General features: G+C 70.1%; 24 protein-coding genes and 1 riboswitch. Of the genes, 11 read left to right on the top strand and 13 right to left on the bottom strand.

Going from position 1 to position 23,889, the window contains the following annotated elements; genetic code table 11:
• Nucleotides 1-119: 119 nt before the first annotated feature.
• A complete protein-coding gene (locus ABH935_RS19590) occupies nt 120-2,225 on the bottom strand; it encodes a type IIA DNA topoisomerase subunit B (RefSeq protein WP_370379346.1) in 2,106 nt (701 codons plus the stop codon).
• Between the two features lie 337 nt (nt 2,226-2,562).
• Between ABH935_RS19590 and ABH935_RS19585 the strand changes: the two genes are divergently transcribed.
• Nucleotides 2,563-2,805 (top strand): hypothetical protein, encoded by a 243-nt coding sequence (locus ABH935_RS19585; RefSeq protein ID WP_370379345.1) that lies wholly within the window; start codon nt 2,563-2,565, stop codon nt 2,803-2,805.
• A 317-nt stretch (nt 2,806-3,122) separates the two neighbouring features.
• Here ABH935_RS19585 and ABH935_RS19580 read toward each other — a convergent pair whose 3' ends face one another.
• Together ABH935_RS19580 and ABH935_RS19575 are read right to left on the bottom strand one after the other, a co-directional pair.
• Entirely contained in the window at nt 3,123-4,805 is a 1,683-nt protein-coding gene (locus ABH935_RS19580; protein ID WP_370379344.1) for an RNA polymerase sigma factor, read from the bottom strand.
• A gap of 327 nt (nt 4,806-5,132) precedes the next feature.
• The gene (locus tag ABH935_RS19575; RefSeq protein WP_370379343.1) at nt 5,133-5,987 is read right to left on the bottom strand and encodes a FadR/GntR family transcriptional regulator; all 855 of its coding nucleotides are present in this window, start codon (nt 5,985-5,987) and stop codon (nt 5,133-5,135) included.
• Between the two features lie 280 nt (nt 5,988-6,267).
• Here ABH935_RS19575 and ABH935_RS19570 point away from each other — a divergent pair, with 280 nt between their 5' ends.
• Genes ABH935_RS19570 through ABH935_RS19550 form a run of 5 tightly spaced genes read left to right on the top strand, consistent with a single transcriptional unit; the run spans nt 6,268 to nt 10,067 of the window.
• Nucleotides 6,268-7,392: an SPFH domain-containing protein gene (locus ABH935_RS19570; protein WP_370379342.1), complete on the top strand. Its 1,125-nt coding sequence runs from the start codon at nt 6,268-6,270 to the stop codon at nt 7,390-7,392.
• Nucleotides 7,393-7,395: 3 nt separating this feature from the next.
• Complete coding sequence (locus tag ABH935_RS19565) at nt 7,396-8,289, top strand: hypothetical protein (RefSeq protein ID WP_370379341.1); 894 nt, start codon at nt 7,396-7,398, stop codon at nt 8,287-8,289.
• A 57-nt stretch (nt 8,290-8,346) separates the two neighbouring features.
• A complete protein-coding gene (locus tag ABH935_RS19560) occupies nt 8,347-8,547 on the top strand; it encodes a hypothetical protein (protein ID WP_370379340.1) in 201 nt (66 codons plus the stop codon).
• A 15-nt stretch (nt 8,548-8,562) separates the two neighbouring features.
• A complete protein-coding gene (locus ABH935_RS19555) occupies nt 8,563-9,408 on the top strand; it encodes an ATP-binding cassette domain-containing protein (protein ID WP_370379339.1) in 846 nt (281 codons plus the stop codon).
• Nucleotides 9,408-10,067 (top strand): ABC transporter, encoded by a 660-nt coding sequence (locus ABH935_RS19550; RefSeq protein ID WP_370379338.1) that lies wholly within the window; start codon nt 9,408-9,410, stop codon nt 10,065-10,067. Before ABH935_RS19555 ends, ABH935_RS19550 begins: the two co-directional genes overlap by 1 nt.
• Before the next feature lie 210 nt (nt 10,068-10,277).
• On the opposite strand, the gene ABH935_RS19545 is transcribed toward ABH935_RS19550, so the two are convergent.
• Together ABH935_RS19545 and ABH935_RS19540 are read right to left on the bottom strand one after the other, a co-directional pair.
• Complete coding sequence (locus tag ABH935_RS19545; protein WP_370379337.1) at nt 10,278-11,198, bottom strand: carbohydrate kinase family protein; 921 nt, start codon at nt 11,196-11,198, stop codon at nt 10,278-10,280.
• A gap of 37 nt (nt 11,199-11,235) precedes the next feature.
• Nucleotides 11,236-12,177 (bottom strand): pseudouridine-5'-phosphate glycosidase, encoded by a 942-nt coding sequence (locus tag ABH935_RS19540; RefSeq protein ID WP_370379336.1) that lies wholly within the window; start codon nt 12,175-12,177, stop codon nt 11,236-11,238.
• 83 nt (nt 12,178-12,260) lie between these two features.
• On the opposite strand from ABH935_RS19540, the gene ABH935_RS19535 reads away from it, so the two are divergent.
• A complete protein-coding gene (locus tag ABH935_RS19535; protein WP_370379335.1) occupies nt 12,261-12,551 on the top strand; it encodes a GNAT family N-acetyltransferase in 291 nt (96 codons plus the stop codon).
• A 6-nt stretch (nt 12,552-12,557) separates the two neighbouring features.
• On the opposite strand, the gene ABH935_RS19530 is transcribed toward ABH935_RS19535, so the two are convergent.
• A complete protein-coding gene (locus ABH935_RS19530; RefSeq protein ID WP_370379334.1) occupies nt 12,558-14,210 on the bottom strand; it encodes an acyl-CoA dehydrogenase family protein in 1,653 nt (550 codons plus the stop codon).
• A 153-nt stretch (nt 14,211-14,363) separates the two neighbouring features.
• Between ABH935_RS19530 and ABH935_RS19525 the strand changes: the two genes are divergently transcribed.
• The 3 genes from ABH935_RS19525 to ABH935_RS19515 all read left to right on the top strand — a co-directional run bounded on the left by ABH935_RS19525 (nt 14,364) and on the right by ABH935_RS19515 (nt 17,655).
• Nucleotides 14,364-15,446 carry a YihY/virulence factor BrkB family protein gene (locus ABH935_RS19525; RefSeq protein ID WP_370379333.1) on the top strand — a complete coding sequence of 361 codons (1,083 nt, stop codon included), beginning with the start codon at nt 14,364-14,366 and terminating at the stop codon, nt 15,444-15,446.
• Between the two features lie 147 nt (nt 15,447-15,593).
• Nucleotides 15,594-15,935 (top strand): hypothetical protein, encoded by a 342-nt coding sequence (locus ABH935_RS19520; RefSeq protein ID WP_194920988.1) that lies wholly within the window; start codon nt 15,594-15,596, stop codon nt 15,933-15,935.
• Nucleotides 15,936-16,149: 214 nt separating this feature from the next.
• Nucleotides 16,150-17,655, top strand: a complete 1,506-nt coding sequence (locus ABH935_RS19515) for a globin domain-containing protein (RefSeq protein ID WP_370379332.1) — start codon at nt 16,150-16,152, stop codon at nt 17,653-17,655.
• A 61-nt stretch (nt 17,656-17,716) separates the two neighbouring features.
• On the opposite strand, the gene ABH935_RS19510 is transcribed toward ABH935_RS19515, so the two are convergent.
• The 5 genes from ABH935_RS19510 to paaA form a co-directional block, all read right to left on the bottom strand.
• The gene (locus ABH935_RS19510; RefSeq protein WP_370379331.1) at nt 17,717-18,769 is read right to left on the bottom strand and encodes a 2Fe-2S iron-sulfur cluster-binding protein; all 1,053 of its coding nucleotides are present in this window, start codon (nt 18,767-18,769) and stop codon (nt 17,717-17,719) included.
• A gap of 35 nt (nt 18,770-18,804) precedes the next feature.
• On the bottom strand, nt 18,805-19,356 hold the full coding sequence (paaD, locus tag ABH935_RS19505; protein WP_370379330.1) for a 1,2-phenylacetyl-CoA epoxidase subunit PaaD: 552 nt from the start codon (nt 19,354-19,356) through the stop codon (nt 18,805-18,807).
• Between the two features lie 76 nt (nt 19,357-19,432).
• Nucleotides 19,433-20,215: a 1,2-phenylacetyl-CoA epoxidase subunit PaaC gene (paaC, locus tag ABH935_RS19500; protein WP_370379329.1), complete on the bottom strand. Its 783-nt coding sequence runs from the start codon at nt 20,213-20,215 to the stop codon at nt 19,433-19,435.
• The gene (paaB, locus tag ABH935_RS19495; protein ID WP_194922004.1) at nt 20,212-20,496 is read right to left on the bottom strand and encodes a 1,2-phenylacetyl-CoA epoxidase subunit PaaB; all 285 of its coding nucleotides are present in this window, start codon (nt 20,494-20,496) and stop codon (nt 20,212-20,214) included. Before paaB ends, paaC begins: the two co-directional genes overlap by 4 nt.
• The gene (gene paaA / locus ABH935_RS19490) at nt 20,493-21,452 is read right to left on the bottom strand and encodes a 1,2-phenylacetyl-CoA epoxidase subunit PaaA (RefSeq protein WP_370379328.1); all 960 of its coding nucleotides are present in this window, start codon (nt 21,450-21,452) and stop codon (nt 20,493-20,495) included. The genes paaB and paaA overlap by 4 nt, the downstream gene beginning before the upstream one ends.
• A gap of 131 nt (nt 21,453-21,583) precedes the next feature.
• Here paaA and ABH935_RS19485 point away from each other — a divergent pair, with 131 nt between their 5' ends.
• Complete coding sequence (locus tag ABH935_RS19485; RefSeq protein WP_370379327.1) at nt 21,584-22,003, top strand: nuclear transport factor 2 family protein; 420 nt, start codon at nt 21,584-21,586, stop codon at nt 22,001-22,003.
• A 68-nt stretch (nt 22,004-22,071) separates the two neighbouring features.
• Here the strand turns inward: ABH935_RS19485 and map are convergent, their stop codons facing one another.
• On the bottom strand, nt 22,072-22,839 hold the full coding sequence (gene map / locus ABH935_RS19480; RefSeq protein WP_370379326.1) for a type I methionyl aminopeptidase: 768 nt from the start codon (nt 22,837-22,839) through the stop codon (nt 22,072-22,074).
• Nucleotides 22,836-23,378, bottom strand: a complete 543-nt coding sequence (locus ABH935_RS19475; RefSeq protein WP_370379325.1) for a GNAT family N-acetyltransferase — start codon at nt 23,376-23,378, stop codon at nt 22,836-22,838. The genes map and ABH935_RS19475 overlap by 4 nt, the downstream gene beginning before the upstream one ends.
• Nucleotides 23,379-23,640: 262 nt before the next feature.
• A riboswitch (M-box (ykoK) riboswitch) is annotated at nt 23,641-23,809 on the top strand.
• Nucleotides 23,810-23,889: the final 80 nt, after the last annotated feature.

The raw sequence follows: 23,889 nt of genomic DNA, 5'->3' as shown, positions 1-23,889 counted from the left end.
CCCTGCCGAACCGGCTGCCGAAACCGCCGTCAGCCACCCCACCACCGCGCGGCACACCGCCGCGCGCCCGGCGGGCAGCACCGTGCTCGGCGCCGCCGGCCCCCCGCCCGCCGCCATCGCTAGGCGTCGATCCGGGATCGGTCCAGGACCGCGGCCGAGTTGATGATGAACTCCCGGCGCGGCGCCACGTCGTTGCCCATCAGCAGGTCGAAGGCCTTGTCGGCGGATTCGGCGTCGGCCACCGTGATCCGCCGCAGCGTCCGGTGCCGCGGATCCATCGTGGTCTCGGCCAGCTGGTCGGCGTCCATCTCGCCCAGGCCCTTGTAGCGCTGGATCGGCTCCTTGATCCGCTTGCCCTTCTTCAGCAGCTCGGCGACCGTGCGGCGCATCTCGTTGTCCGAGTACGTGTAGATGTACTCGTTCTTCGCCCGGCCCGCGCCGATCACCTCGATCCGGTGCAGCGGCGGGACGGCGGCGTAGACCCGCCCGGCCTCCAGCATCGGCCGCATGTACCGGTGGAACAGCGTGAGCAGCAGGCAGCGGATGTGCGAGCCGTCGACATCGGCGTCGGCCATCAGGATCACCTTGCCGTAGCGCGCCTGGTCCAGGTCGAACGACCGGCCCGAGCCCGCGCCGACGACCTGGATGATGGCCGCGCACTCGGCGTTCTTCAGCATGTCGGCGATCGAGGACTTCTGGACGTTCAGGATCTTGCCGCGGATCGGCAGCAGCGCCTGGAACTCCGAGTTCCGCGCGGCCTTGGCCGAGCCCATCGCAGAGTCACCCTCGATGATGAACATCTCCGAGCGGTCCACGTCGTCCGAGCGGCAGTCGGCGAGCTTGGCCGGCAGCGCCGAGGTCTCCAGCGCGTTCTTGCGGCGCTGCGCCTCCTTGTGCTGGCGCGCGGTGATCCGGGTCCGGGCCGCGTTGGCGATCTTCTCCAGCACGCCGCGGGCCATCGGCTTGTCGTTGCGCTTGGCCGAGGTCAGGAACTCCTTGAACGCGTTGTCCACGACCCGGGCCACGATCCGGTTCGCCGCCGGGGTGCCCAGGACCTCCTTGGTCTGGCCCTCGAACTGCGGCTCGGCCAGCCGCACGGTGACCACCGCGGTCAGCCCCTCGAAGACGTCCTCGCGGATCACGTCGTCGTCGTTGACCTTCAGCAGCTTGGCCGCCCGCAGCTGCTCGTTCGCGGCCTTCAGCAGCCCCTTGCCGAAGCCGACCAGGTGGGTGCCGCCCTTGGGGGTGGCGATGATGTTCACGAACGAGCGGATCACGGTGTCGTACTCGGTGCCCCAGCGCAGCGCCACGTCCACGAACAGCTCGCGCTCGATGTCCGCCGGGGTCATGTGTCCCTGGTCGTCGAGCACCGGCACGGTCTCGGTGAACTTGCCGGAGCCGGTGAACCGCAGGGTGTCGGTGATCGGGCGGTCCGGGGACAGGAACTCCACGAACTCCGAGATGCCGCCGGCGTAGGAGAAGACCTCCTCGTCGCGCCCGCCCTCGCGCTCGTCGACGACGACGATGGTCAGCCCCGGCACCAGGAACGCGGTCTGCCGGGCCCGGGCGTGCAGGTCCTCCAGGACGAACTCGGCGTCCTTCAGGAAGATCTGCCGGTCCGGCCAGAACCGGGTCCGGGTCCCGGTCGGGGACGCGCCCTTGGCGCGCGAGACCTTGCCGACCTTGCGCAGCCCGGACTCGGCCTTGAACTTCGCCTCCGGGCCGTCGCCGTCGAACACCCCGGGGACGCCGCGCTGGAAGGAGATCGCGTGCACGCTGCCGGCGCGGTCGACCTCCATGTCCACCCGGGAGCTCAGGGCGTTCACCACCGAGGCGCCGACGCCGTGCAGGCCGCCGGAGGCGGCGTAGGAGCCGCCGCCGAACTTCCCGCCGGCGTGCAGCATCGTCATGACGACCTCGACGCCGCTGAGCCCGGTCTTGGGCTCCACGTCCACCGGGATGCCGCGGCCGGAGTCCCGTACCTCGGCCGAGCCGTCCTTGTGCAGGATGATCTCGATCTTGTCCCCGAACCCGGCCAGAGCCTCGTCGACCGAGTTGTCGATGATCTCCCACAGGCAGTGCATGAGACCGCGGCCGTCGTTCGAGCCGATGTACATGCCCGGTCGCTTGCGGACCGCGTCGAGTCCCTCGAGGACAAGGAGGTGCCGCGCGGTGTAGGAGCCGTCCTTGTCGGCGGACGGCGCGGGCCTGCCTTGCGCACTCACTTGCGGACCTACCTCTCCCTCGTCGGTCGCGAAGACCGACCTCAAGATCGACTCACGTCACTCGAACACAGTTTCGTATCAATGGTAGCGACGGCAGGGCCAGCGTACCGGCAGCTTCCCCCCGGCGAGTCCATGTGACCGGCGCAACACTCTGATGGGAGAAGCCTCACGCTTCGTGCCGGGACCGACACCGAACGTTGAGTTTCCTCATGGTTCGCACCCTTTCCGCGTACGCTCTGAGCGAACGTGACGCTTTCGACGCCGAATCACTAGCGCGGGAACACCGAACGCCTGCTTTGATGTTGTTCCGGGTACCACACAGAAAGCAGGTGCGACCGTGACCACTGCAGTACTGACCCCGACTGAGCCGCTCAAGGCCTCCGACCGTTGCGACCGCTGCGGTGCCGCTGCTTACGTGCGCGTCGTCCTGGGTGGCGGCGAGCTCCTCTTCTGCGCCCACCACGGCAAGAAGTACCAGGAGAGCCTGTCGAAGGTGGCTATCGAGATACACGACTTCACGGACAAGCTGACGCAGGCGGAGACCAAGACCGCCGTCGCCGCAGCTGAGGACGAGCGCTGAGCCACAGCGCCTGTTCTGCCGGGTTCGACCATGTAGACCTGCAACGGACCAACCGATAACGGCTACTGCTTGCGACAAGGCCCTGGCTTCCGATGGGAAGCCGGGGCCTTCGCTGTGAGCTGAGTCACACGACGGCGCATACGACGACATACGACGACACGCGATGGTGATCGCCCTGTGTAGTCGACCTCTCGCCGAATGTGACAGACGGAACACATCTCACATACTGAAAGTGCGGCCGCCCCTTCCGGGACGGCCGCACTTTCGGCGTTGCGGACCTTGCGGACCTTGCGGACCGAGGTGGCGCCGACGGACTCCTAGTCCAGGTAGTCCCGCAGCACCTGCGACCGCGACGGGTGCCGCAGCTTGGACATCGTCTTGCTCTCGATCTGCCGGATCCGCTCGCGCGTGACCCCGTAGACCTTGCCGATCTCGTCCAGCGTCTTGGGCTGGCCGTCGGTCAGCCCGAACCGCATGGACACCACGCCGGCCTCCCGCTCGCTGAGCGTGTCGAGCACCGAGTGCAGCTGTTCCTGCAGCAGCGTGAACGACACCGCGTCGGCCGGGACGACCGCCTCGGAGTCCTCGATGAGGTCGCCGAACTCGCTGTCGCCGTCCTCGCCGAGCGGGGTGTGCAGGGAGATCGGCTCCCGGCCGTACTTCTGGACCTCGACGACCTTCTCGGGCGTCATGTCCAGTTCCTTGGCCAGCTCCTCCGGGGTGGGCTCGCGCCCGAGGTCCTGGAGCATCTGGCGCTGCACGCGGGCCAGCTTGTTGATGACCTCGACCATGTGGACCGGGATGCGGATGGTCCGCGCCTGGTCGGCCATGGCGCGGGTGATGGCCTGACGGATCCACCACGTCGCGTAGGTCGAGAACTTGTAGCCCTTGGTGTAGTCGAACTTCTCGACCGCGCGGATCAGACCCAGGTTGCCCTCCTGGATCAGGTCCAGGAACAGCATGCCGCGGCCGGTGTAGCGCTTGGCCAGCGAGACCACCAGGCGGAGGTTCGCCTCCAGCAGGTGGTTCTTGGCCCGGCGGCCGTCCTCGGCGATGATGTCCAGCTCGCGCCGGAACTCCGGGGTCAGCGGCTCGCCGTCGTTCAGCTTCTCCTCGGCGAACAGGCCGGCCTCGATGCGCTTGGCGAGCTCGACCTCCTGCTCGGCGTTGAGCAGCGGGACCTTGCCGATCTGCTTGAGGTAGTCCTTCACCGGGTCCGCGGTGGCACCGGCGGAGGCGACCTGCTGGGCCGGGGCGTCGTCCTCGTCGTCGGAGAGGACGAAACCCTCTTCCTTGTCCGCGCCGGCGGCCCCTTCGGTCTCGGAGGCCTCCTCGCTCTCCTCGTCGACGGCGGCGACCTCCAGATCGGGGGCCTCCTCGTCGTCGAGCTCCAGCTCCAGGTCGACGTCTTCCTCAAGTTCGGCCTCGTCGCCGTCCTCGTCGCCGTCCTTCTTGCCGGACGCGGCCTTCTTGGCCGGGGCGGCCTTCTTCGCCGCGCCCTTCTTGGCCGGGCCGTTGCCGGTCTCGGCCTCGCCGTCGGCGGCCGCTGTTGTCTTCTTCGCCGCGGTCTTCTTCACCGCGGTCTTCTTGGCCGGGGCCTTGGCGGCCTCGGCGTCCGCGTCCTCGGACGCGCCGTTGGCGGTCGCGACGGCCGGGGCCGCGGGCTTGGCGACGGCCTTCTTGGCCGTGGTCGCCTTGGCCGCGGTGGCCGTGGTCGTCTTCTTGGCCGCCGTCTTGCTCGCCGCGGCGACGCGCTTGCGCGCGACCCCGGCGCTCTGCGCGGCGTTGACCGTCAGGTCGACGCCTTCCTCGTGCAGTACGGTGGTCAGGGCCCGCATGACGCTCTTGGCCTTGGCCATCGGGATGTCCGCCTCTTCAAAGGCTTGCCGCACCTCGTCTGCGGCAATGTGTCCCTGCGCCCTGCCCCGCTCGATGAGCGCCACGAGGTGGGCGGACTCGGCGATCTCGGCGGGCAGTGGACGGGAAGTGCTGGCCGACACGAAAACCCTCTCGCTACTGGATGGCAACCACCCGCTTCCGACGTGAGCCGGGATACAGCCCGCAAGGTACGCGGACCGTCTTGCTCTGTGTCGGGTTCGTGTGGAAGATTCCGATCGCGCCGCGGATCCGGCCGGTCGCACCCGGTCGTTCCGCATTGCACGCGACATAGCATTGTGGCACGCCGATGTATTCCCCGGGGACTGGATACCGGGTAATCGGCGGGCACCGCCTATTGAACGCCTCTCAGCGTCCCCCGAGGCGACGGTGCCCCGCACCACGAACCGACGTTCCGGTCACGCAACCGGCTGGCGTCGATCACCGGTTGTTCACTGTCCGCGCTGTCCGGGCAGCCCGTAGGCCGGAGTGTGCTCCTCAAGCTGAGCCGCGAGCATGGCACGCATCACACTGGCCGCCGCCGCACCGTCGCCGGCCGCGATCTCGTCGGCCAGCCGCTGGTGCGCCGCCGCGCCGGCGTCGCCCATCGGCCCGCAGGACCGGCGCCGCATCCCGGCGCTCTCAGCCGCCCCGGTCACCACCCGCGCCAGATGCTCCACCATCCGGTTCGGGCACTCGGCCACCAGCAGCGCGTGGAACTCGCCGTCGACCCTGGCGTAGCCGGGCTGGTCGCCGTTGGCGGCGGCCTGCTTCAGCAGCACGGCCAGCTCCGAGAGCCGGGCCGCGGCGGACTCCGAGAGCCGCCCCGAGGCCAGCTGCGCGGCCAGCGGCTCGAACGCGCAGCGCAGCTCGGCCAGCTCGCGGCACTGGTCCAGGCCCGCGACCCCGGCCGCACGCCACTCGATGACGTCCGGGTCCAGCAGGTTCCACTCCGGGACCGGGCGGATCCGGGTACCGACGTTCGGACGCGCGGTCACCATGCCCTTGGCCTCCAGCACCCGCAGCGACTCGCGGACCACGGTGCGCGAGACCTCGAAGCGGCGGCCGATCTCCTCGGGCACCAGCGGCCGGTCCGCGCCGAGCTCGCCGGCCACGATCATCCGGCCGAGCTGCTGGACCAGCTGGCCGTGCAGCCCGCGGGCCTGGGTCCCGGCGCGCAGGGACAGGTAGGAGTCGGTCATGGTGCCGCCGGCCGCGGCGGCCAGGGTGTTGGCGACGGGGGACGGTGCGGCGGGAAGGGTGTCGACGGGCGCGACGGTCCCGGTCATGTGTGTAGGAATGCTCATGTTGTTGTCGTCGGCCGCACCACCCGCGGACTTGAGGATTCTTAGCCGATAGTCGGGCCGATGTCACCCGTCGGAATGATCACCCGCAGGTCGGGGCATCGCCCGGACTCAAGGACGCGGACGTTTCCTCGTCGCGCGGCGGCCAGGCCGTCGAGTATGCGGATATTGAGTCTCCCGACGCCGTCGGCCCCTTTTCTCGTCAGCTTGACGATAAGAGGTCCGAGGGGCTACCGTCGCAGCGTCTCGCAACGCAGAGCTTCGAATTTCTTGGGGGAGAGAAATGGCGGACATCACCAAGCGGCTGTTCCTGAGCCACTTCCGCGGCAGCCCGACCAACCACGTGGTGCACCTGCGGCGCGGCAAGGTCGCGCACGAGGGCACCGGCCAGGCGTTCTGGTTCCGGCCGCTGAGCGCGGTCCTGGCCGAGGTCCCGGTCGACGACCGCGAACTGCCGATGCTGTTCCACGCGCGCACCAAGGACTTCCAGGACGTCGCGGTGCAGGCGTCGATGACGTACCGGTTCGTCGACCCGGCCGTGGCCACGCGCCGCCTGGACTTCGCCGTCGACCCGCTCACCGGCCAGTGGCGGGCCACCCCGCTGGAGCAGGTCGCGACGCTGCTCACGGAGCTGGCACAGCAGCACGCGCTGACCCTCGTCGCCACAATGGAGCTGGCCGAGACGCTCGCCTCGGGCACCGCCGCGGTCCAGGAGCGCGTGGCCGGCGGCCTGGCCGCGGACGAGCGGCTGGCCGAGACCGGCATCGGCGTGATCGGCGTCCGGGTGGTCGCGGTGAAGCCGGAGGCCGACGTGGAGCGCGCGCTGCGCACCCCCACCAGGGAGCTGATCCAGCAGGAGGCGGACCGCGCGGGCTTCGAGCGCCGGGCGCTGGCGGTCGAGCGCGAGCGCGCGATCACCGAGAACGAGCTGCAGAGCAAGATCGAGCTGGCCATGCGCGAGGAGAATCTGGTCGCGCAGGAGGGCCAGAACGCGCGGCGCCGGGCGACCGAGCAGGCGGCCGCGGCGCGGATCGCCGCCGAGGGCGACTCGGACCGGGCCCGGATCGCGGCCGAGGGCGAGGCGGAGCGCGCACGGATCGCCACCGCGTCGAACGCCGAGCGGGCCCGGATCGTCGCCGAAGCCGACGCAGACGCGCTGCGGACGCGTTCTTCGGCGAACGTCGAGGACCTGCGGGCCGTGGGTGCGGCGCAGGCGGAGAACGAGGCGGCGAAGCTGGCGGCGTACGCGGGACTGGATCGCAATGTGCTGTTCACGCTGGCGCTGCGCGAGTTCGCCGGACAGCTGCCGGAGATCGGGACGGTGAACCTGACGCCGGACGTGGTGACCGGGCTGCTGTCGAAGCTGGCGAACGGGGCGGGCGGGGCCTCCCAGGGCGCGGGGTCCTGAGCGATGTCCGTGGCGCCGCGGGTGGTCGTCGTGCACCGGCACAGCGAGCGGGACGAGATCGTCGCCGAGCAGGGCACGTGGGGGCAGGCGGAGTTCGTGCAGAAGCGGCGCGGGGTGTCGCTGTCCTCGGTGAAGAAGCGGCACGAGATGCTGAGCGGCGCGGTACAGGCGGTCTCCGCGACGATCCCGAAGGAGTGGCGCCGCGGGACGGTCGAGCGGGCCGACCTGCCGCGGTTCCTGTTCGAGCCGGAGGACGTCGTGGTGGTGGTCGGCCAGGACGGCCTGGTCGCCAACACCGCGAAGTACCTGGACGGCCAGCCGGTGATCGGGATCGACCCCGATCCGGGGCGGAACGTGGGGGTGCTGGTGCGGCACTCCCCCAGGGACTTCGAGTCCTTGCTCGCGGGGATCAGCGCGGGCCGGGCGCAGGTCGAGGCGCGCACGATGGTCTCGGCCGCGACCGACGACGGGGAATCGCTGCTGGCGCTGAACGAGGTGTACCTCGGGCACTCCGGGCACCAGTCCGCGCGGTACCTGCTGAGCACTCCGGGGGGTGAGGAGGAGCACCACTCGTCGTCGGGGCTGCTCGTGGGGTCCGGCACGGGGGCGACGGGCTGGCTGCTGTCGATCGCCCGGCAGCGGGCGCGGCAGATCGCGCTGCCGGGGCCGACCGATCCGGAGCTGGGGTGGTTCGTGCGGGAGGCGTGGCCGTCGCCGACAACGGGGGCTTCGCTGACGGAGGGGCTGCTTCCGGACGGCGCGGAGCTGACGGTGCGGATCGAGGGCGAGTCGCTGGTGGTGTTCGGGGACGGGATCGAGGCCGACCGGCTGTCTTTGGGGTGGGGGCAGACGGTGCGGATCCGGGCGGCGGAGCGGCAGTTGCGGTTGGTGGTATAGACAGGATCGGACGGGGCACCCTGAGGAGTGAGTGTTCTGATCGGGGGTGGGACGGCCATGAAGCACTCGGAACAGCTCGCGCTGGCGGGGTTCCTGGCGTTCGTCGCGGGGATCGTGTGGAACGTGCACTATTCGCTGCTCGCGCTGGCCGCTCCCGCGCACACCTATGACGGGCCGTTGATGATCGGCGGGTTCATCGCGGCCGCCGGGGTGATCGCGACGGTCGTGGGCTTGCGCGGACATCACAGCGGTCGGTGAAGGCAGACTGGGAACGTGCTTCTCGACGGGATCGGCAAGCGGTACCGCATCGGCGGGCCGTGGGTGCTGCGTGACGTGCGGCTGGAGTTGCGGCCGGGGCGGGTCGTGCGGATCCAGGGACACAACGGCAGCGGGAAGTCGACGCTGCTGCGGGTGATCGCGGGGATCGCGGAGCCGTCCAGCGGCCGGGTGAGCGGACGTCCGTCGACCGGGTACGTACCGGAGCGGTTCCCGCCCGTGCTGCCGTTCACGGCCGGGCAGTACCTGCGGCACCACGCGCGGATGCGGGGCGTCGCGGCGTCGCAGGGCACGCAGTGGCTGGAGCGGTTCGGAGCGGCGCAGTTCGCCGGGACCGCGATGAAGGAGCTGTCGAAGGGGACGTCGCAGAAGATCGCGGTGACGCAGGCGCTGCTCGGCGATCCGGAGCTGCTGGTGCTGGACGAGGCGTGGACGGGGCTGGACGTCGCGGCCCGCGACGAGCTGGCGGCGGTGGTGCGGGAGCGGGCCTGGGGCGGGGCGTGCGTGGTGTTCGTGGACCACGATGCGGCGCGGCTGGCGGACGCCACGGACGAGCGGTGGGTGGTGCGGGACGGGGCGCTGCATGCGGCCGACCAGGAGTTCGCGGGCGGGGCCGCTGCCACGTCCCGGCTGGTGGCGATCGAGGTGGCCGGGGTAGTGGCAGAGATCTCGCTCCCGCCAGCGGCCGCGATCACTTCTGAGCGCGACGGCCTACACCGGATCGTGGTCGATGATGCGCTCTCGGACGAGGTCCTGAGGCATCTCCTGGCCCTCGGACCGGAGGTACACATCGTCGCTGTATCGCAGGCCCCCGCTCAGATCCGCGCGAAGCAGGCCTCCTGATGCCGGCGCTGATCCGCTACTACGTCGCACTCCTCCTGCGCTCCGGCCGCTGGCTCCCCGCGACGATCTTCTATGCGGCGATCGTCAGCGTCGGAACACAGGGCTCGGCGAAGGTCGGCGAAGCACTCGGCTACGCCGGCGCGGGCCTGGTCCCGTCGGTGGCCTGGCTGACGCGCGCCGCCCTGACCGCCGAGCCCGAGGCCGCGCGGCACTGCGTGGCCGCAGCCGTGGGCCCGCGCCGCCCGCACATCGCGGCCCTGGCGGCAGCAGCGATCGTCGGCTTCGTCCTGGCAGCCGGCGGCGCGGCGGGGATGCTGGCCGCGGTCGGCAGCATCCACCCCACGACCGCACTGACCGCGGGCCTGCTCACGATGGCGACCTGCGTCGTGGCCGGCAGCGCGGTCGGCGCCCTGTGCAACCCGCCGCTCCTGGTACGCGCGACCTGGGCCATCCCCATCGCTGGCATCCTGGCCATCACGGTGCTGGTGGCCGCCGGCTCGCCAGTGAACGCCGCCATCCGCGGAATCACCCCCAGCGACCAGGCCCCCCGGCTGCCGCTGCTGCCGGCGGTGTTGGTGATCGCCGCCACCGCAGTGTGCTGGACGATGTCGACATATGTGGCCGCCCGCAAAGAGTTCCACGTCGGCGAGGCAGACTAAGGCCGACTGCGGCGGACTGAGGCGCCCGCCGCCGAGTCCGGCCAGCGCGCTCCAGCCGCAGCTCAGCTCACGCTCCAGCGACTGTTCGCCCCGCATCGCCCCGCACCGCATCGCGCCGCGCCGCACCGCCGCTCCAGCTCCGGCTCGCGCTCCGGCAGCCGCCGCATCCCCGGGGCCTGCTCGCGCCGCGCCGCCAGACCCGCCCCGCCCCTAAGGCCGCGCCCCGACCCTCCGAATCACCCGAGCCGCCAGCCGGCACCCGGCCGCCAGGGCCTCCTCCGGATCCTCGTCCCGCATCCACGCCGCCAGGTACCCCGCGGCGAACGCGTCGCCGGCGCCGGTCGTGTCGACCAGTTCCCCCGGCGCCAGCTGCTCCGCCGGGACTCGGATCGTGCGGTCGAACAGCGCGTCGTGCCGGACCACGCCGTCCGCGCCGAGCTTGACCACCACCTGGTCGCACAGCTCTGTCAGCGCCCGGGTGGCCGCCACCGGGTCGTCGTCGATGCCGGTCAGGACCGCCGCCTCGTCACGGTTGGCGATCAGCATGAAGGGGTCGCCGATCCAGTCCAGGAAGCAGTCCGGTCCCACCGCGGCCAGCGGGCCCGCCGAGGCGACGTCCACCGAGGTCGTCATCCCGCGGCGGCGCGCCAGGTCCAGGGCCGCGACGCCGGCCGCGCGGGTCGAGGGGTTCAGGATCGTGTAGCCCGACAGGTGCAGGTGGCGGCCTGGGAGGAACTCGTCCTTCGGCAGGTCCATCGGGGTCAGGGCGCTGTTCGCGCCGGAGTCCGGGACCATCGTGCGCTCGCCGGTCGGGTCGACCAGCACCACCACCGTGCCGGTCGGCCGCGACGGGTCCACCTTCAGCATCGTGCGGACGCCGCACGCGTGCAGCGCCGCCGCCGCCTCGCGGCCCGGCAGGTCGTCGCCGACGCAGCCCACGAACAGCGCCTCGGCGCCGGTGGCGGCGAGCCAGCACGCCGTGTTGGCCGCCGACCCCCCGCCGCGCATCGAGATGCTGCCCGGGCTGTCGGAGGCGGCGACCAGCGGCCCGTCCAGCCGCGCCAGGACGTCCACCATCAGGTCCCCGATCACCAGGATCGGCGCCGTCCCGGCCGCGGGCGTCCGTGGCACAGGCGGCATCGGCGGCACAGGTGGCATCAGGGCTGCGCTATTGGTTCGGCGCGGCGTCGATGATCTCCGCCGCGATCCGGGTGGCGAGCTCGGCGTTGCGCTTCACCAGCAGCACGTTCGCCCGCAGCGACTCCCCGCCGGTCTCCCGGTGGAAGAACTCCAGCAGGAACGGCGTGACGTCCTTGCCGCTGATCCCGTCCTTCTCCGCCGCCGCCAGCGCGTCGTTCAGGATCCGGTCGTGCAGCACCGGGTCCAGCTGGTCCTCGACCGGGATCGGGTTGGCGATCAGCACGCCGCTGGACACCGCCGGCCACGCCAGCTGCCAGTGCTGCAGCACCGCGTCGGCGATCTCCTCGGCGAAGTCGAAACTCCACTCCAGCGCGTGGCCGGAGTCGGCGAGGTAGAAGCCGGGGAACTGGGTCGTCCGGTAGCCGAAGACCGGCACGTTCAGGGTCTCCAGCCGCTCCAGCGTCGCCGGCACGTCCAGGATCGACTTCACCCCGGCGCACACCACCGCCATCGGGATCCGCGACAGCGCAGTCAGGTCGGCGGACTCGTCCCAGCTGTCCCGGGCGTGGCGGTGCACGCCGCCGAGGCCGCCGGTGGCGAAGACGTCGATATCGGCCTGAGCCGCCAGAGACGCGGTCGCCGCGACAGTGGTGGCGCCGTGCAGGCCCTTGGCCGCGGCGACGCCGAGGTCGCGCACGCCGAGCTTGACCACGTCGTCGGACTCCGCGATCAGCCGCAGTTCCTCGTCGAACAAACCGACGCAGGGCTTGCCATCGATCACCGCGATGGTGGCCGGCACGCCGCCGTGATCCCGCACGGTCTGCTCGATCTCCCGCGCCACCCGCAGGTTGTCCGGACGCGGCAGCCCGTGGCTGATGATCGTCGACTCCAGCGCCACCACCGGGGTGTCCGACTCCAGCGCTTCGATCACCTCGGGGTGGATCCGGAGCCCCTCGCCGTCCGCTGTCACTTCTGCCTCCTGGGCATAAAAGTCATCCCGGTTACGCTGATGCGCACACTACTGAAGATCGTAGAGGGAGCCGGAGGCAGGTTGTGAACGACGAGGTCACGGTGGTCGACAACCAGGAGCGCAAGCGTTACGAAGCGCGCGTCAACGGCGCGCTCGCGGGCGTCCTGGCGTACTCCGTGCATGACGGAGTAGTCGTCATGCCGCACACCGTGGTGGAGCCGCAGTACGAAGGCCGCGGCTTCGGCGGACTGATGGCCGAGCGAGCGCTGGACGACGCGCGGGAGCACGGCCTGAAGGTGTCGCCGCAGTGTTGGTTCGTCGCCGCGTACATAGAGAAGAACCCTCAATACGCGGATCTGGTCGTCTCCCGCTGAGCGGGTTCAGACCGCCAGTGCGCGCGCGGCGATCTTCTCGATCTCCAGCCCGCGCGGCAGCGTCCCGAAGCTTCGGCCCCAGTCGCCGGCGAGCCGCGAGGCGACGAATGCGTCAGCGTTCTCGGTAGGCGCGTAGCGAAGCATCAGAGAGCCCTGCAGAAGCAACGCCATGCGCTCCACGAAGCGACGCGCGCCGGCCTCGTCCACCGAGGACAGCTCGTCCTGAAGCTCCTTGAAGGCCGCGTCGAAGCGCGCGTCGGTCCCGCGTGCCGCGCCGACCTCTGTGCAGAACGCATCCCACACTCCGTCTTCCCTACCCAGAGCGCGCAGAACGTCCAATGCGTTGACGTTCCCAGAGCCTTCCCAGATGGAGTTCAGCGGCGCTTCCCTATAGAGCCGCGGCATACCGGACTCCTCGACGTAGCCGTTCCCGCCAAGGCATTCCAGCGCCTCTGCCGCGAAGGGCGCACAGCGCTTGGTGACCCAGAACTTCGCCACGGCCAGGCCGATCCGGCGGAACTTGCGCGCCGCCTCGTCGGAGCCGGCGTCCGTGGCCGCCGCGAGGTGCAGCGAGGTGAGCGTCGCCGCCTCGGACTCCAGTGCGAGGTCAGCCAGCACGTTGCGCATCAGCGGCTGGTCGGCGAGCAGCTTGCCGAACGCCATCCGGTGCCGCGTGTGGTGCACCGCCTCGGCGAGCGCCGCGCGCATCAGCGAGGCGGAGCCGGTGACGCAGTCCAGCCGGGTCATGGCGACCATCTCGATGATGGTGGCCACGCCGCGGCCCTCGTCCCCGAGGCGCCAGGCGCGGGTGTTGTGGAATTCGACCTCTGAGGAGGCGTTCGCGCGGTTGCCCAGCTTGTCCTTCAGGCGCTGGAGGCGGAAGGAGTTGCGGGTCCCGTCGGGGAGGACGCGCGGGATCACGAAACACGACAGGCCGCCGGGGGCCTGGGCCAGGACGAGGAACACGTCGCACATCGGCGCGGAGGTGAACCACTTGTGGCCGATCAGCGTGTACTCGCGGTCGGAGCCGGAGACCGGGGTCGCGCGCGTGGTGTTCGCGCGGACGTCGGAGCCGCCCTGCTTCTCGGTCATGCCCATGCCGGCCAGGCAGCCGGCCTTGGTGGCGGGGTCGCGCAGGCCGAAGTCATAGCTCTTGGACGCCAGGCGCGGGGTCCACTCCGCGGCCAGCATCGGGTCGGCGGCCAGCGCCGGGACCGCCGCGTAGGTCATCGAGACCGGGCACAGGTGGCCGCCCTCGGTCTGGCCCCAGACCAGCATCTTGGCGGCGCGGGCGGTGTGCCGCAGGGTGCCGGCGTCCTCCAGCCAGGGGGCGGCGGCGATGCCGTGGCTGACCGCGACCGTCATCAGCTCGTGCCAGGCCGGATGGAACTCGACCTCGTCGATGCGGCGGCCGTAGCGGTCGTGGGTCCGCAGGATCGGGTGGTTCGCCTCGGCCAGGCGTCCCCATTCGCGGGCCTCGAAGGAGCCGGCCAGCGCGCCGAGCCCGGTCAGCTCCGTGTCGGTCGCCGAACCGCTGCCGAACAGCCTGGCCACGGCCGCGGCCAGCGCCGGGTCGGCGGTGTAGGCGTTGTACCCGGCCAGCGGCGGAACCTGGTTCAGGGGCTCGTCGGCGGGGCCGACGAGGGGGCCTTCGGGCATGAGCCGGTCATCTCCGTTTCGGCGTGATGCTGGTACTGCGTCGTGCTGCCGTTAACGTAGTACCCGATCCTAGTGTTCGCTACCCGTTAGTAACAACGACCCGATTGTCCGTTGACCTTTGTGAACCTCCCTGTCGGACCCAAGGACCCGCGCATGCGCCCAGTGCTCGACCTGCCCGCCGGCTCCGGCGCCACCCCCGACCCCGGCACCCTCGTGCCGGAACCCCGGGAGCAGCCGGACCTGCCGGAGCACGCCGAACCGCACCGTCACCTGGGGCCGCGCGAGCGCTTTCGCGCGCAGGCACAGAACTGGTGGCGCGTCACCAGGATCACCTTCTCCATCTGCATGCGCTACCGGATCACCGGCTTGGCCGCCGAGGCGGCGTTCTTCGCGCTGCTCTCGCTGCCGCCGCTGGTGATCGGGCTGGCCGGCACCCTGGGGTATCTGAACGGCTGGATCGGCGCCGCGCGGATCACCCAGATCAAGCACAACATCCTCGGCGCCGCCGGCACGATGCTGTCCCAGCCCGGCATCCTGAAGCTCGACGGACTGCTGACGAACCTGCTCGCCAACGGACACCCCGAGTTGATCTCCATAGGGTTCGTGCTGGCGCTGTGGGCCGGATCGCGCGCCATGAACGTGTACGTCGACACCATCACGATCGCCTACGGCCTGTCCGGCCGCCGCGGGATAGTGCGGACCCGCCTGCTGGCGTTCGGGTTGTACATGCTCGGCCTACTCCTGGGCACGGTCGCGCTCCCGCTGCTGGTACTCGGGCCGGACCTGCTGGTCAGCGCGTTCCCGCCGGTCACCGGGCTGATCCATGCCGTGTACTGGCCGCTGATGCTCACGGTGCTGGCGGCGTTCCTCAACACCCTGTACCACCTGGCCGTGCCGGTGCGGACACCCTGGTCGCAGGACCTGCCGGGCACGGTGCTGGCGTTGCTGTTGTTGATCGGCGGGTCGGCGTTGCTGCGGGACTGGGTCTCCAGCACGTTCGCCGACACCGATCCGACCAACTCGCTGTATGGAGGGCTCGCCGCGTCCGTGGCGATCCTCGTCTGGCTGTACATGACGGCGCTGGCCGTACTGCTCGGGGCGGCGCTCAACGCGGCTGTGGAACAAGTGTGGCCCTCGCGGCGGTTGTGGCTTGCGAGGCTGGCACTGCGCCAGCGGGTTGCCGCTCAGAGGGACGTCGACACTCCCGGTCCGGAAGGGTTTCCTACGGACGACTGAGCTGGCAGAAAACCTTGCGACAACGTGTCGCAGCCGTACGTACCATGAAGCGATCTTCCGGGATTTCGGTAGATACCGGGACAGGCGATGGACCTGGAACCCGGTCGACAAGAACCGGACAGAACAGTGAAAGCTGGGACAGCATACGTGTCAACCGCAGCTCCGATGGGCTCACAGCGGCTCCGGGCGCTGGGCTGGACGGAGGGCCACGAGAAGGCCTTCGCGGTCCTGCAGGAAGCAGCCGGCGCCGACCTCATACCGGCGTTGGTCACGGAAGCCGGTGAAGGCGGATGTACGGCCGAATCCGGCACCGGCACGCTCAGAGCCACCTACGGCCCCAATCTGCTGCTATCGATGGCGGCGGACCCCCTCCGACGACCCCTCACCGACGACTGGATCGCCGTCCGCCGCTGGCCGGACGGACGCGCCACCGCGGAGGCCATCCTGAGCCGCCGCGTGACCCTGATGCGCCAGGAACCCTCCCGATAGCGCCGCGGCCTCGCCGCAGAGCCCCGGACTCCTGGCGGACTTCCAGGACTTTTCCCCGCGCCATAGCGGACAATCCCACCCTTACCAGACCGGACTTCCACCGGACTTCAACGTTCCGCGACGCCACCGGAGCCTAAGGTAATCGCTTGCGCTGGGTATGCATTCCGTGACGTTGGGGTCACGGAGCCGGCGGAAGGCTTTGGGGGCGCGAGATATGGTGCGGCAGGCAGCGGCGAGCAGCACCGCGAGTACCGAGGGTGCCGGGAGCAGCGGAAACACCGAGAGTGCCGGGAGCGGCGGAAGTACCGGACGTGCCGGGAGTACCGACCTGGACCCGGCACGCGTCCCGGCGCTGATCCGGGAGAGCTTCACACTGGTCGCCGACTGCGCGGACCAGGTCCTGTCGCACTTCTACGCGCTGCTCTTCACCGAGGACCCGGCGCTGCGGGACATGTTCCCGCCGATGATGGACGCGCAGCGCGACCGCCTGTTCCAGGCCCTGGTGCACATAGTCGGCCAGGCCGAACACCCTGACGGCCTGGCCGACTATCTCAGGGACCTGGGCCGCGACCACCGCAAGTACGGTGCGCGGCCGGAACACTATGACGTGGTCTGGCGGTGTCTCATATCAGCGTTGAAACGCTATGCGGGCGCCGCGTGGACCCCTGACATGGACGCCGCCTGGCTGGCGGCCTACCAGCTCGTCGCCGGGACGATGATCGAGGCCGCGGAACAGGACGCGAAGCTGACGCCGGCGTGGTGGAGCGCGCGGGTGGTCGGGCACGAGCTGCGTACTTCCGACATCGCCGTGATCACGCTGGCGCCGGACGCGCCTTATGCGTTCCGCGCAGGGCAGTACTTATCGCTGGAGACACAGCGTTGGCCGCGGGTGTGGCGGCACTTCTCGATCGCGAACGCCCCTCGGCACGACAACACTTTGACTTTGCACGTGCGCGCCATCCCCGCGGGGTGGGTGTCGACGGCACTGGTGAGCCACACGAAGGTCGGCGACGTCGTCCGGCTGGGACCGCCGTCCGGGACGATGCTGTGCAACTCGCAGTCGATGCGGGACCTGCTGTGCATCGCCGGGGGGACGGGACTGGCGCCGATCAAGGCGATGGTCGAGGACATGGCGACGTGGAACACGACGCGACAGGTGCGGTTGTTCTACGGGGCGCGCCATGACGACGAGCTGTACGACTTGGCAGAGCTCGAACGGCTGGCGTACCGGCGACGCTGGCTGTCGGTGGTATCGGCGGTGTCGCACGACCCGCGGTACCCCGGGGAGCGCGGGATGCTGCCCGACGTGGTGGCGCGCTATGGGGAGTTCTTCGAGCACTGGGCCGGGCACGACGTGTACGTGTCGGGGTCCGTGCCAATGGTGCGGGCGACGATCGCGCGGCTGCAGGAGTTGAACATCCCGCTGGCGAGCATTCGGTTCGACGCGTACGGCGGGATGGACGAGCTGTGGCAGCCGGGCGCGGGGCAGGGCGTGCCGATGCCTCCTACGGCCCCGGCGGGGCCGGGGACGGGCGTGGAGGCGCCTCTGGATGTCGGGGAGCCCGAGGTTTCTGGCAGGTCCTCCGTCGGGTCCGCGGTCGGGTCCTGGGCGGGTTCGCGAAACGGCTGGCGGAAGGACGGCGGTTGGCGGGCCGGGGTGTCCGGGCAGGTGCGGGCTGCGGAGACGCTTGACGAGTGGCTGCTTTCGCAGGCTTCTTAGGGGTCCGCTTTCCTTTGCGCGCCTATACCTCTACGCAGCTGTACCTCTGCGCGGCTATGCCCTATGCGTCGAAGTCAAGTTCCACCGCCGACGTCAGGGGCCGGGACTGGCAGGCCAGGACGAACCCCTCCGCCTTCTCCTCCGGCTCCAGGGCGTAGTCGTGGGCCATCGCGACCTCGCCCTGGACGATCTTCGCGCGGCAGGTGCCGCAGACGCCGCCGGTGCAGGAGTAGGGCGTGTCCGGGCGGGCCTTGAGGAGGGCGGCGAGGACGGAGTCGTCGTCCTTCGACATGGCCAGCTGGGTACGACGGCCGCCGAGGGTGACAGTCACGTCGACGTCGCCCTCGTCCAGGACCTTGGCGGTCTCGGCGTAGGCGGCCGGCGGCGGGGCGTCCTCGGCGTGGAAGAGCTCGAAGTGCACGTGCCCGCGCGTCACGCCCCGCTCGGCCAGCACCTCCTTGGCGGTGTCGACCATGGCCATCGGCCCGCAGAGGTAGTAGTGCGCCTCAGGGCCCGGAGACGCCGCGGCCAGCAACTGCGGCAGCCGCTCGGCGTCGATCCGCCCGGTCAGCAGCGCCGCCTCGCGCGGCTCGCGGGAGAGCACGTGCAGCACCATCAGCCGTTCGCCGTAGCGATCCTTGAGATCGGCGAGCTCCTCCAGGAACATGACAGAGGCGGCAGTGCGATTGCCGTAGATCAGAGTGAAGCGATCCCCGCGAGCCAACGCGACCTCGGCCATGGCCAAGACCGGCGTCACCCCGCTCCCGGCGACGATACCGACGTGCTCAGAGCCCTCCTGCAAGACGAAACGCCCCGCCGGCGGCAGCACGTCCACGAGGTCCCCGACCCCGAGCTTGCCGGCCGCGATCTCCCCGAAGCCCCCGGGCCCGAGCTCCTTGACCGCGATGCTCAGCGTCGCCACCCCATCGCCCCACGGCGCAGCACACAGCGAATAGGCACGCCGAGCCTCGACCCCGCCGAGCTCCACCCGCACCGTCACATGCTGCCCCGGCACGAAGCGGAACCCGTCCCGCTCCCCCGAGGGCACCTCGAACACGACGCGCACGGCGTCATCAGTGAGCCGGTCCAGGCCGACGACAGGAAGGAAGGTCACAGCGCTCTCACAAGGGACTAGATCAAGGGACTAGATCACAGGGGCTTGATAGCCCCGAACGGCTCCCCGCACGCCCGACAGGCGCGCAGGGACTGGCACGGCGTGCTGCCGAACGCGCTGAGCTCGCGCGTGTCGGCGCTGCCGCAGCGGGGGCAGGCGGGGGCAGCAGAGACGGGACGTCGCCCGATCGTCACGGCGACGGGGCCGCCGGCGTGCCGGGCGGCGCCGCTCGGCGGGGCGATGCCGTGCTCGGCGAGCTTGCGGCGGCCGGCGTCGCTGATCCAGTCGGTACTCCAGGGGGGTGACATCGCTGTGCGGGTGCGCACCTCGATGTCGGGTGCGCCAGATTCGCGGAGGCGGTCCGCGACCGCTGCGCGGACGTCGGTGGCGATGACTTCAGTGGCTGGGCAGCCCACGAACGTCGGGGTGATGCGCACCTCGACCGCGCCGTCGGCGGCAAGCGCGATGCCGCGGATGATGCCCAGGTCACCGAGGGTCACCACGGGGAGTTCCGGGTCCGGGACCGACGAGGCAGCGGCTTCCAGCGCCGCCAGGTCGAGCGCCACGTACTCCTCGACAACCGTCATCTTCGCCACCTCCATCTTGTTCTCGCGTCTTGCTTGTTCTCGCGTGTTGCTTGTTCTCGTGTCCTAGTTCCGCCGCTTACCAGCTAGCCCCGGGGTACTGCCGGTGCAGCGCCTGCATCTCGCCCAGCAGCAGCCCGAAACCCTCGCTGTGCCGTCCGGTGCGCCCGCCGCGCGGCTGCCAGCCGTCGGCCGGCATCGTCAGCGTCGCGGCGTCGACCACGCCGGCGACCGAGGCCTCCCACGCGGGCCGCAGCGTGCGCGGGTCGACCGCGACGCCGGATTCCACCAGCGCCGAGGCGATCGGGTCCGCGAAGAACAGCTCCGCGGTGTACGGCCAGAGCTGCTCCAGCCCGGCCTGCATGCGGCGGTGGCTCTCCTCGGTTCCGTCGCCGAGGCGCAGCGTCCACTGCACCGCGTGGTCGCGGTGGTACGCGACCTCCTTCACCGCCTTCGCCGCCAGCGCGGAGAGTTCCGGGTCCGTCGAATCGCACAGAGCCGCGTACAGCTCGCTCTGGTACGTCGCGAAGTACAGCTGCCGCGCGATCGTCGCCGCGAAGTCGCCGTTGGGCTGCTCCACCAGCAGCACGTTGCGGAATTCCCGCTCTGTGCGCAGGAACGCCAGGTCGTCCTCAGAACGCCCTGCGCCCTCTAGAGAGCCCGCATACGTAAGCAGCGTCCGCGCCTGCCCCAAGAGATCCAGCGCGAGGTTCGCCAGTGCGACGTCCTCCTCCAGCTCCGGAGAATGTGCGCACCACTCCGACAGCCGGTGCGACAGGATCAGCGCGTCGTCGCCCAACTGGAGCGCGTACTGCGCAACCGACGCAGAGGACTCTGTAGAAGTCTCTGTAGAGGTAGTCACAGGTTCTTCACGCCCTCCGGAACCCGGTAGAACGTCGGATGCCGATAGACCTTGTCCGCAGCCGGGTCGAAGAAGGGCTCCTTCTCGTCCGGCGAGGACGCGGAAACCGAAGCTGCCGGGACGACCCAAATGGAGACCCCCTCGCCGCGCCGCGTATAGAGATCCCGCGCATTACGCAGCGCCATCTCCGCATCCGAGGCGTGCACGCTCCCGACGTGCTGATGCGACAGCCCACGCCGCCCGCGGATGAAGACCTCCCACAGAGGCAGACCGCTACTCACGCCGCCACGTCCCTCTCACTGTCACTGTGCTTGGCCGCATAAGCCAAAGCCGCCTGCCGAACCCACTCGCCGTCCTCATGCGCCTGCACCCGCGCCGCCACGCGCTGCCGGTTGCACGGCCCGTTGCCGGCGAGGATCTCCTGGAACTCCGTCCAGTCGATCACGCCGAAGTCGTAGTGCCCCCGCTCCTCGTTCCACCGCAGGTCCGGGTCCGGGATCGTCAACCCCAGCGCCTCGGCCTGCGGGACGCTGATGTCGACGAAGCGCTGCCGCAGCTCGTCGTTGGAGTGCCGCTTGATGCGCCAGGCCATGGACTGCGCGGAGTGCGAGGACTCGGCGTCCGGCGGCCCGAACATCATCAGCGACGGCCACCACCAGCGGTCCAGCGCGTCCTGCGCCATGGCGTGCTGCTCGGGCGTGCCGTGGGCCAGGTCGTTGAGCAGCTCGAAGCCCTGCCGCTGGTGGAAGGACTCCTCCTTGCAGATGCGCACCATCGCCCGCGCGTACGGACCATAGGAGCAGCGCTGGAGCGGGATCTGGTTGATGATCGCCGCGCCGTCCACCAGCCACCCGACGGCGCCGATGTCGGCCCAGGTCAGCGTGGGGTAGTTGAAGATCGAGGAGTACTTCTGACGCCCGTTGTGCAGCGCGTCGAGCAGGTCGGCACGGTCCACGCCCAGCGTCTCGGCCGCCGCGTAGAGGTAGAGCCCGTGCCCGGCCTCGTCCTGCACCTTCGCCAACAGGATCGCCTTACGCCGCAGCGACGGCGCACGCGTGATCCAGTTCCCCTCCGGCTGCATCCCGATGATCTCGGAGTGCGCGTGCTGCGCGATCTGGCGCACCAGCGTCTTGCGGTAAGCCTCCGGCATCCAGTCCCGCGGCTCGATCCGCTCGTCGGCGGCGATCAGCCCGTCGAAGCGCTCCTGCAGCGCCGACGTGTCCAGCGGCTCCGTCACGGCATCCACCTCTCAACCGACCGAACGTTCGGTTCCATCGTCCCGCCGGGACGGCGGCGGTGTCAACCAGGTCAACCGGGGAGACACCGAAATCACAGGAACCCGGCGCACCCCGCTGTGATGATGGGGCCATGTCCCGAACGCCGCAGCAGATCTTCCAGAGCTACATCTACGCCGGCGCCATGACCCGGAACCCCGACGCCCTCGCCGAGAACTTCACCGAGGACGGCGTCTACGAAGCGCCCCTCGTGCCCGCCGGCGCCGCCTTCCCGCGGAGGCTGGTAGGCCGCGAGGAGATCCGCGACGGAATGGCGGCGTACTACGAACGGCTGCCGAAGGACGACCGCTCCCCCAATTTCGAGAAGTCCGGATTCGTCCTGCACACCACCGCCGATCCCGACGTGTTCATCGCCGAGATCGACATGGTTTTCGACAGCGGGGAAGGCTCGAACGAGCAAGACACTGTCGTCTCTCTCGTGCAGATCTTCCGCATCCGTGATGGCAAGATCGCCCAGGTGCGCGACTACTTCACGCCAGATCTGGTGAGCTGAAGAAAACAAAAGGAAATCGGCGCCGACCAAGCCGGCGCCGACCACGAACAATCACCGAACCCGAAATCTCAATCCACCCGGGTAAGCACCCGAGCCCCGTCCTCGGTAATCGCGATCGTGTGCTCCGAATGCGACCCGCGCGAGCCGTCCTGAAACCGCAGCGTCCAGCCGTCCGGGTCGGTGAAGATCTCGCTCGACGTCGCCGACCACCACGGCTCCAGCGCCAGCGTCAGCCCCGGACGCAGCACCAGGCCGCGGCCCGGGCGGCCGGCGTTCGCGACGTGCGGGTCCTCGTGCATCGTGTGGCCGAGGCCGTGGCCGCCGAACTGCATGTTGACCGGGTAGCCGTACTCCGTCGCGACCGCCTGGATCGCCGCCGAGATGTCGCCGAGCTTGGCGCCCGGGTTCGCGGCGGCGATGCCCGCCTCCAGCGCGACGCCGGTGGACTCCACCAGACGGACGTCCTCCGGGCGGGGCGTGCCGACGATCACCGTGCGGGCCGAGTCCGCGACCCAGCCGTCGATCGAGACCGCGAAGTCCAGGGTCAGCACGTCGCTGTCGCGCAGCGTGTACTTGTGCGGCAAGCCGTGCAGGACCGCGTCGTTGACCGACAGGCAGATGACATTGCGGAACGGGCCGCGGCCGAACGAGGGCGCGTAGTCCCAGTAGCAGGACACCGCGCCGCGTTCCTTGATCCGGCGCCGCGCGCGCTGCTCCAGGTCCATCAGGTTCACGCCGGGGCGGGCCAGCTCGGCGAGCTCGGCCAGGGTCTCGCCCACGAACCGGCCGGTGACCGCCATCTTCTCGATCTCCTGCGGCGTCTTCAGCTCGATCACCGGGTCTTCTCCGTCCGTTCGGGATGCTCGTCCACCGTCGTCCGCCCCGGCGCACCCTGCGCGCGCCAGAGCTGCTCGCCCTCGTCGTCCAGCTCGCCGGTCGGCGCCAGGCCGATCCGTTCGGCCACCCGGGCCGAGGCCGTGTGCCCAGGATGGATGTTCGCGCCGATCTCCGCCACGCCGCACTCCCGCAGCCACGCCACCAGCGCCGACGCCGCCTCGACCGCGTACCCGCGGCCCTGCCACGCCGCGCCGACGACCCAGGCCACGTCCGCGTGCCGGCCGCCGTCGGTCACCGTCGCCTGCACGGTGCCGACCGCCACGCCGTCTTCGGCGCGCCGCGCGATCCAGTTCACCCACTCTTGCGAACCGTCTGGAGAATGCCCCACGGCCAAGCGCGCGTAACGCGCCCTCAGAGCTTCCAAGGTTGGCGGCTCTCCGCCGATGAACGTATAGAGCTCCGGGGCGCCGAGCACCCCGACCATCTCCTCTGCGTCGCATTCTGTTAAGGGTTTCAGCACCAGACGTGCTGTCGTCATCGGCTCTCTAAACACGCTTGCATGCTATGCGCGGTATCCGATGACACCGTTCCAGCGGCAGTCCCGCAGTTTGTAATAATCCCCGGACGACTCCGGCGGCCCTGACGCCGAACGCGATCGTGCCAGGCCACAACAGACCACACCCTGATACCCGCAAACGTTTCGACCGCTCGTTCCGGTTGCCGCCGTATCCATATCGTTACCCACCTGTGACGAGGTGAGTTGACAGTCCCACACCGCTAGAGGATGCTTTGTTTCCGTTAGGACACCTCGTTCGGTGAGGCGTCTTCACGGACAAAGGCCACTGATCCCATCGGTCGAGAGACCCTCCGGATCAGGACAGATCTCCTCGGATTAAGGGGTGATCCCAAGTGGCTGCGCAGCTGACGCTACGCCGTGAAGTGCCGAAGCTCTGACGAGAGAGGTGGCCGGGACTCGTCTTGGCCTTGCCGTGATTCGGCGGGGCGATCGGGACTCTCCCGGGCTGACCTCCCCGAGGTGTCGAGTAGGA

This window comes from Catenulispora sp. GAS73, assembly GCF_041262085.1.
Classification (GTDB): Bacteria; Actinomycetota; Actinomycetes; order Streptomycetales; family Catenulisporaceae; genus Catenulispora.
Note: the sequence above shows the minus strand (reverse complement) of the source record. Positions and strands in the feature narration are given on the sequence as shown.

What these genes read in the sequence shown, in the direction of transcription:
- ABH935_RS19560 (WP_370379340.1), top strand. Translation starts at nt 8,347, where the DNA reads ATGAAGCACTCGGAACAGCTCGCGCTGGCGGGGTTCCTGGCGTTCGTC.
- ABH935_RS19485 (WP_370379327.1), top strand. Translation starts at nt 21,584, where the DNA reads ATGTCCCGAACGCCGCAGCAGATCTTCCAGAGCTACATCTACGCCGGC.
- ABH935_RS19575 (WP_370379343.1), bottom strand. Translation starts at nt 5,987, where the DNA reads ATGAGCATTCCTACACACATGACCGGGACCGTCGCGCCCGTCGACACC.
- ABH935_RS19530 (WP_370379334.1), bottom strand. Translation starts at nt 14,210, where the DNA reads ATGCCCGAAGGCCCCCTCGTCGGCCCCGCCGACGAGCCCCTGAACCAG.
- ABH935_RS19550 (WP_370379338.1), top strand. Translation starts at nt 9,408, where the DNA reads ATGCCGGCGCTGATCCGCTACTACGTCGCACTCCTCCTGCGCTCCGGC.
- ABH935_RS19475 (WP_370379325.1), bottom strand. Translation starts at nt 23,378, where the DNA reads ATGACGACAGCACGTCTGGTGCTGAAACCCTTAACAGAATGCGACGCA.
- ABH935_RS19565 (WP_370379341.1), top strand. Translation starts at nt 7,396, where the DNA reads ATGTCCGTGGCGCCGCGGGTGGTCGTCGTGCACCGGCACAGCGAGCGG.
- ABH935_RS19515 (WP_370379332.1), top strand. Translation starts at nt 16,150, where the DNA reads ATGGTGCGGCAGGCAGCGGCGAGCAGCACCGCGAGTACCGAGGGTGCC.
- ABH935_RS19570 (WP_370379342.1), top strand. Translation starts at nt 6,268, where the DNA reads ATGGCGGACATCACCAAGCGGCTGTTCCTGAGCCACTTCCGCGGCAGC.
- paaD (WP_370379330.1), bottom strand. Translation starts at nt 19,356, where the DNA reads ATGACGGTTGTCGAGGAGTACGTGGCGCTCGACCTGGCGGCGCTGGAA.
- ABH935_RS19525 (WP_370379333.1), top strand. Translation starts at nt 14,364, where the DNA reads ATGCGCCCAGTGCTCGACCTGCCCGCCGGCTCCGGCGCCACCCCCGAC.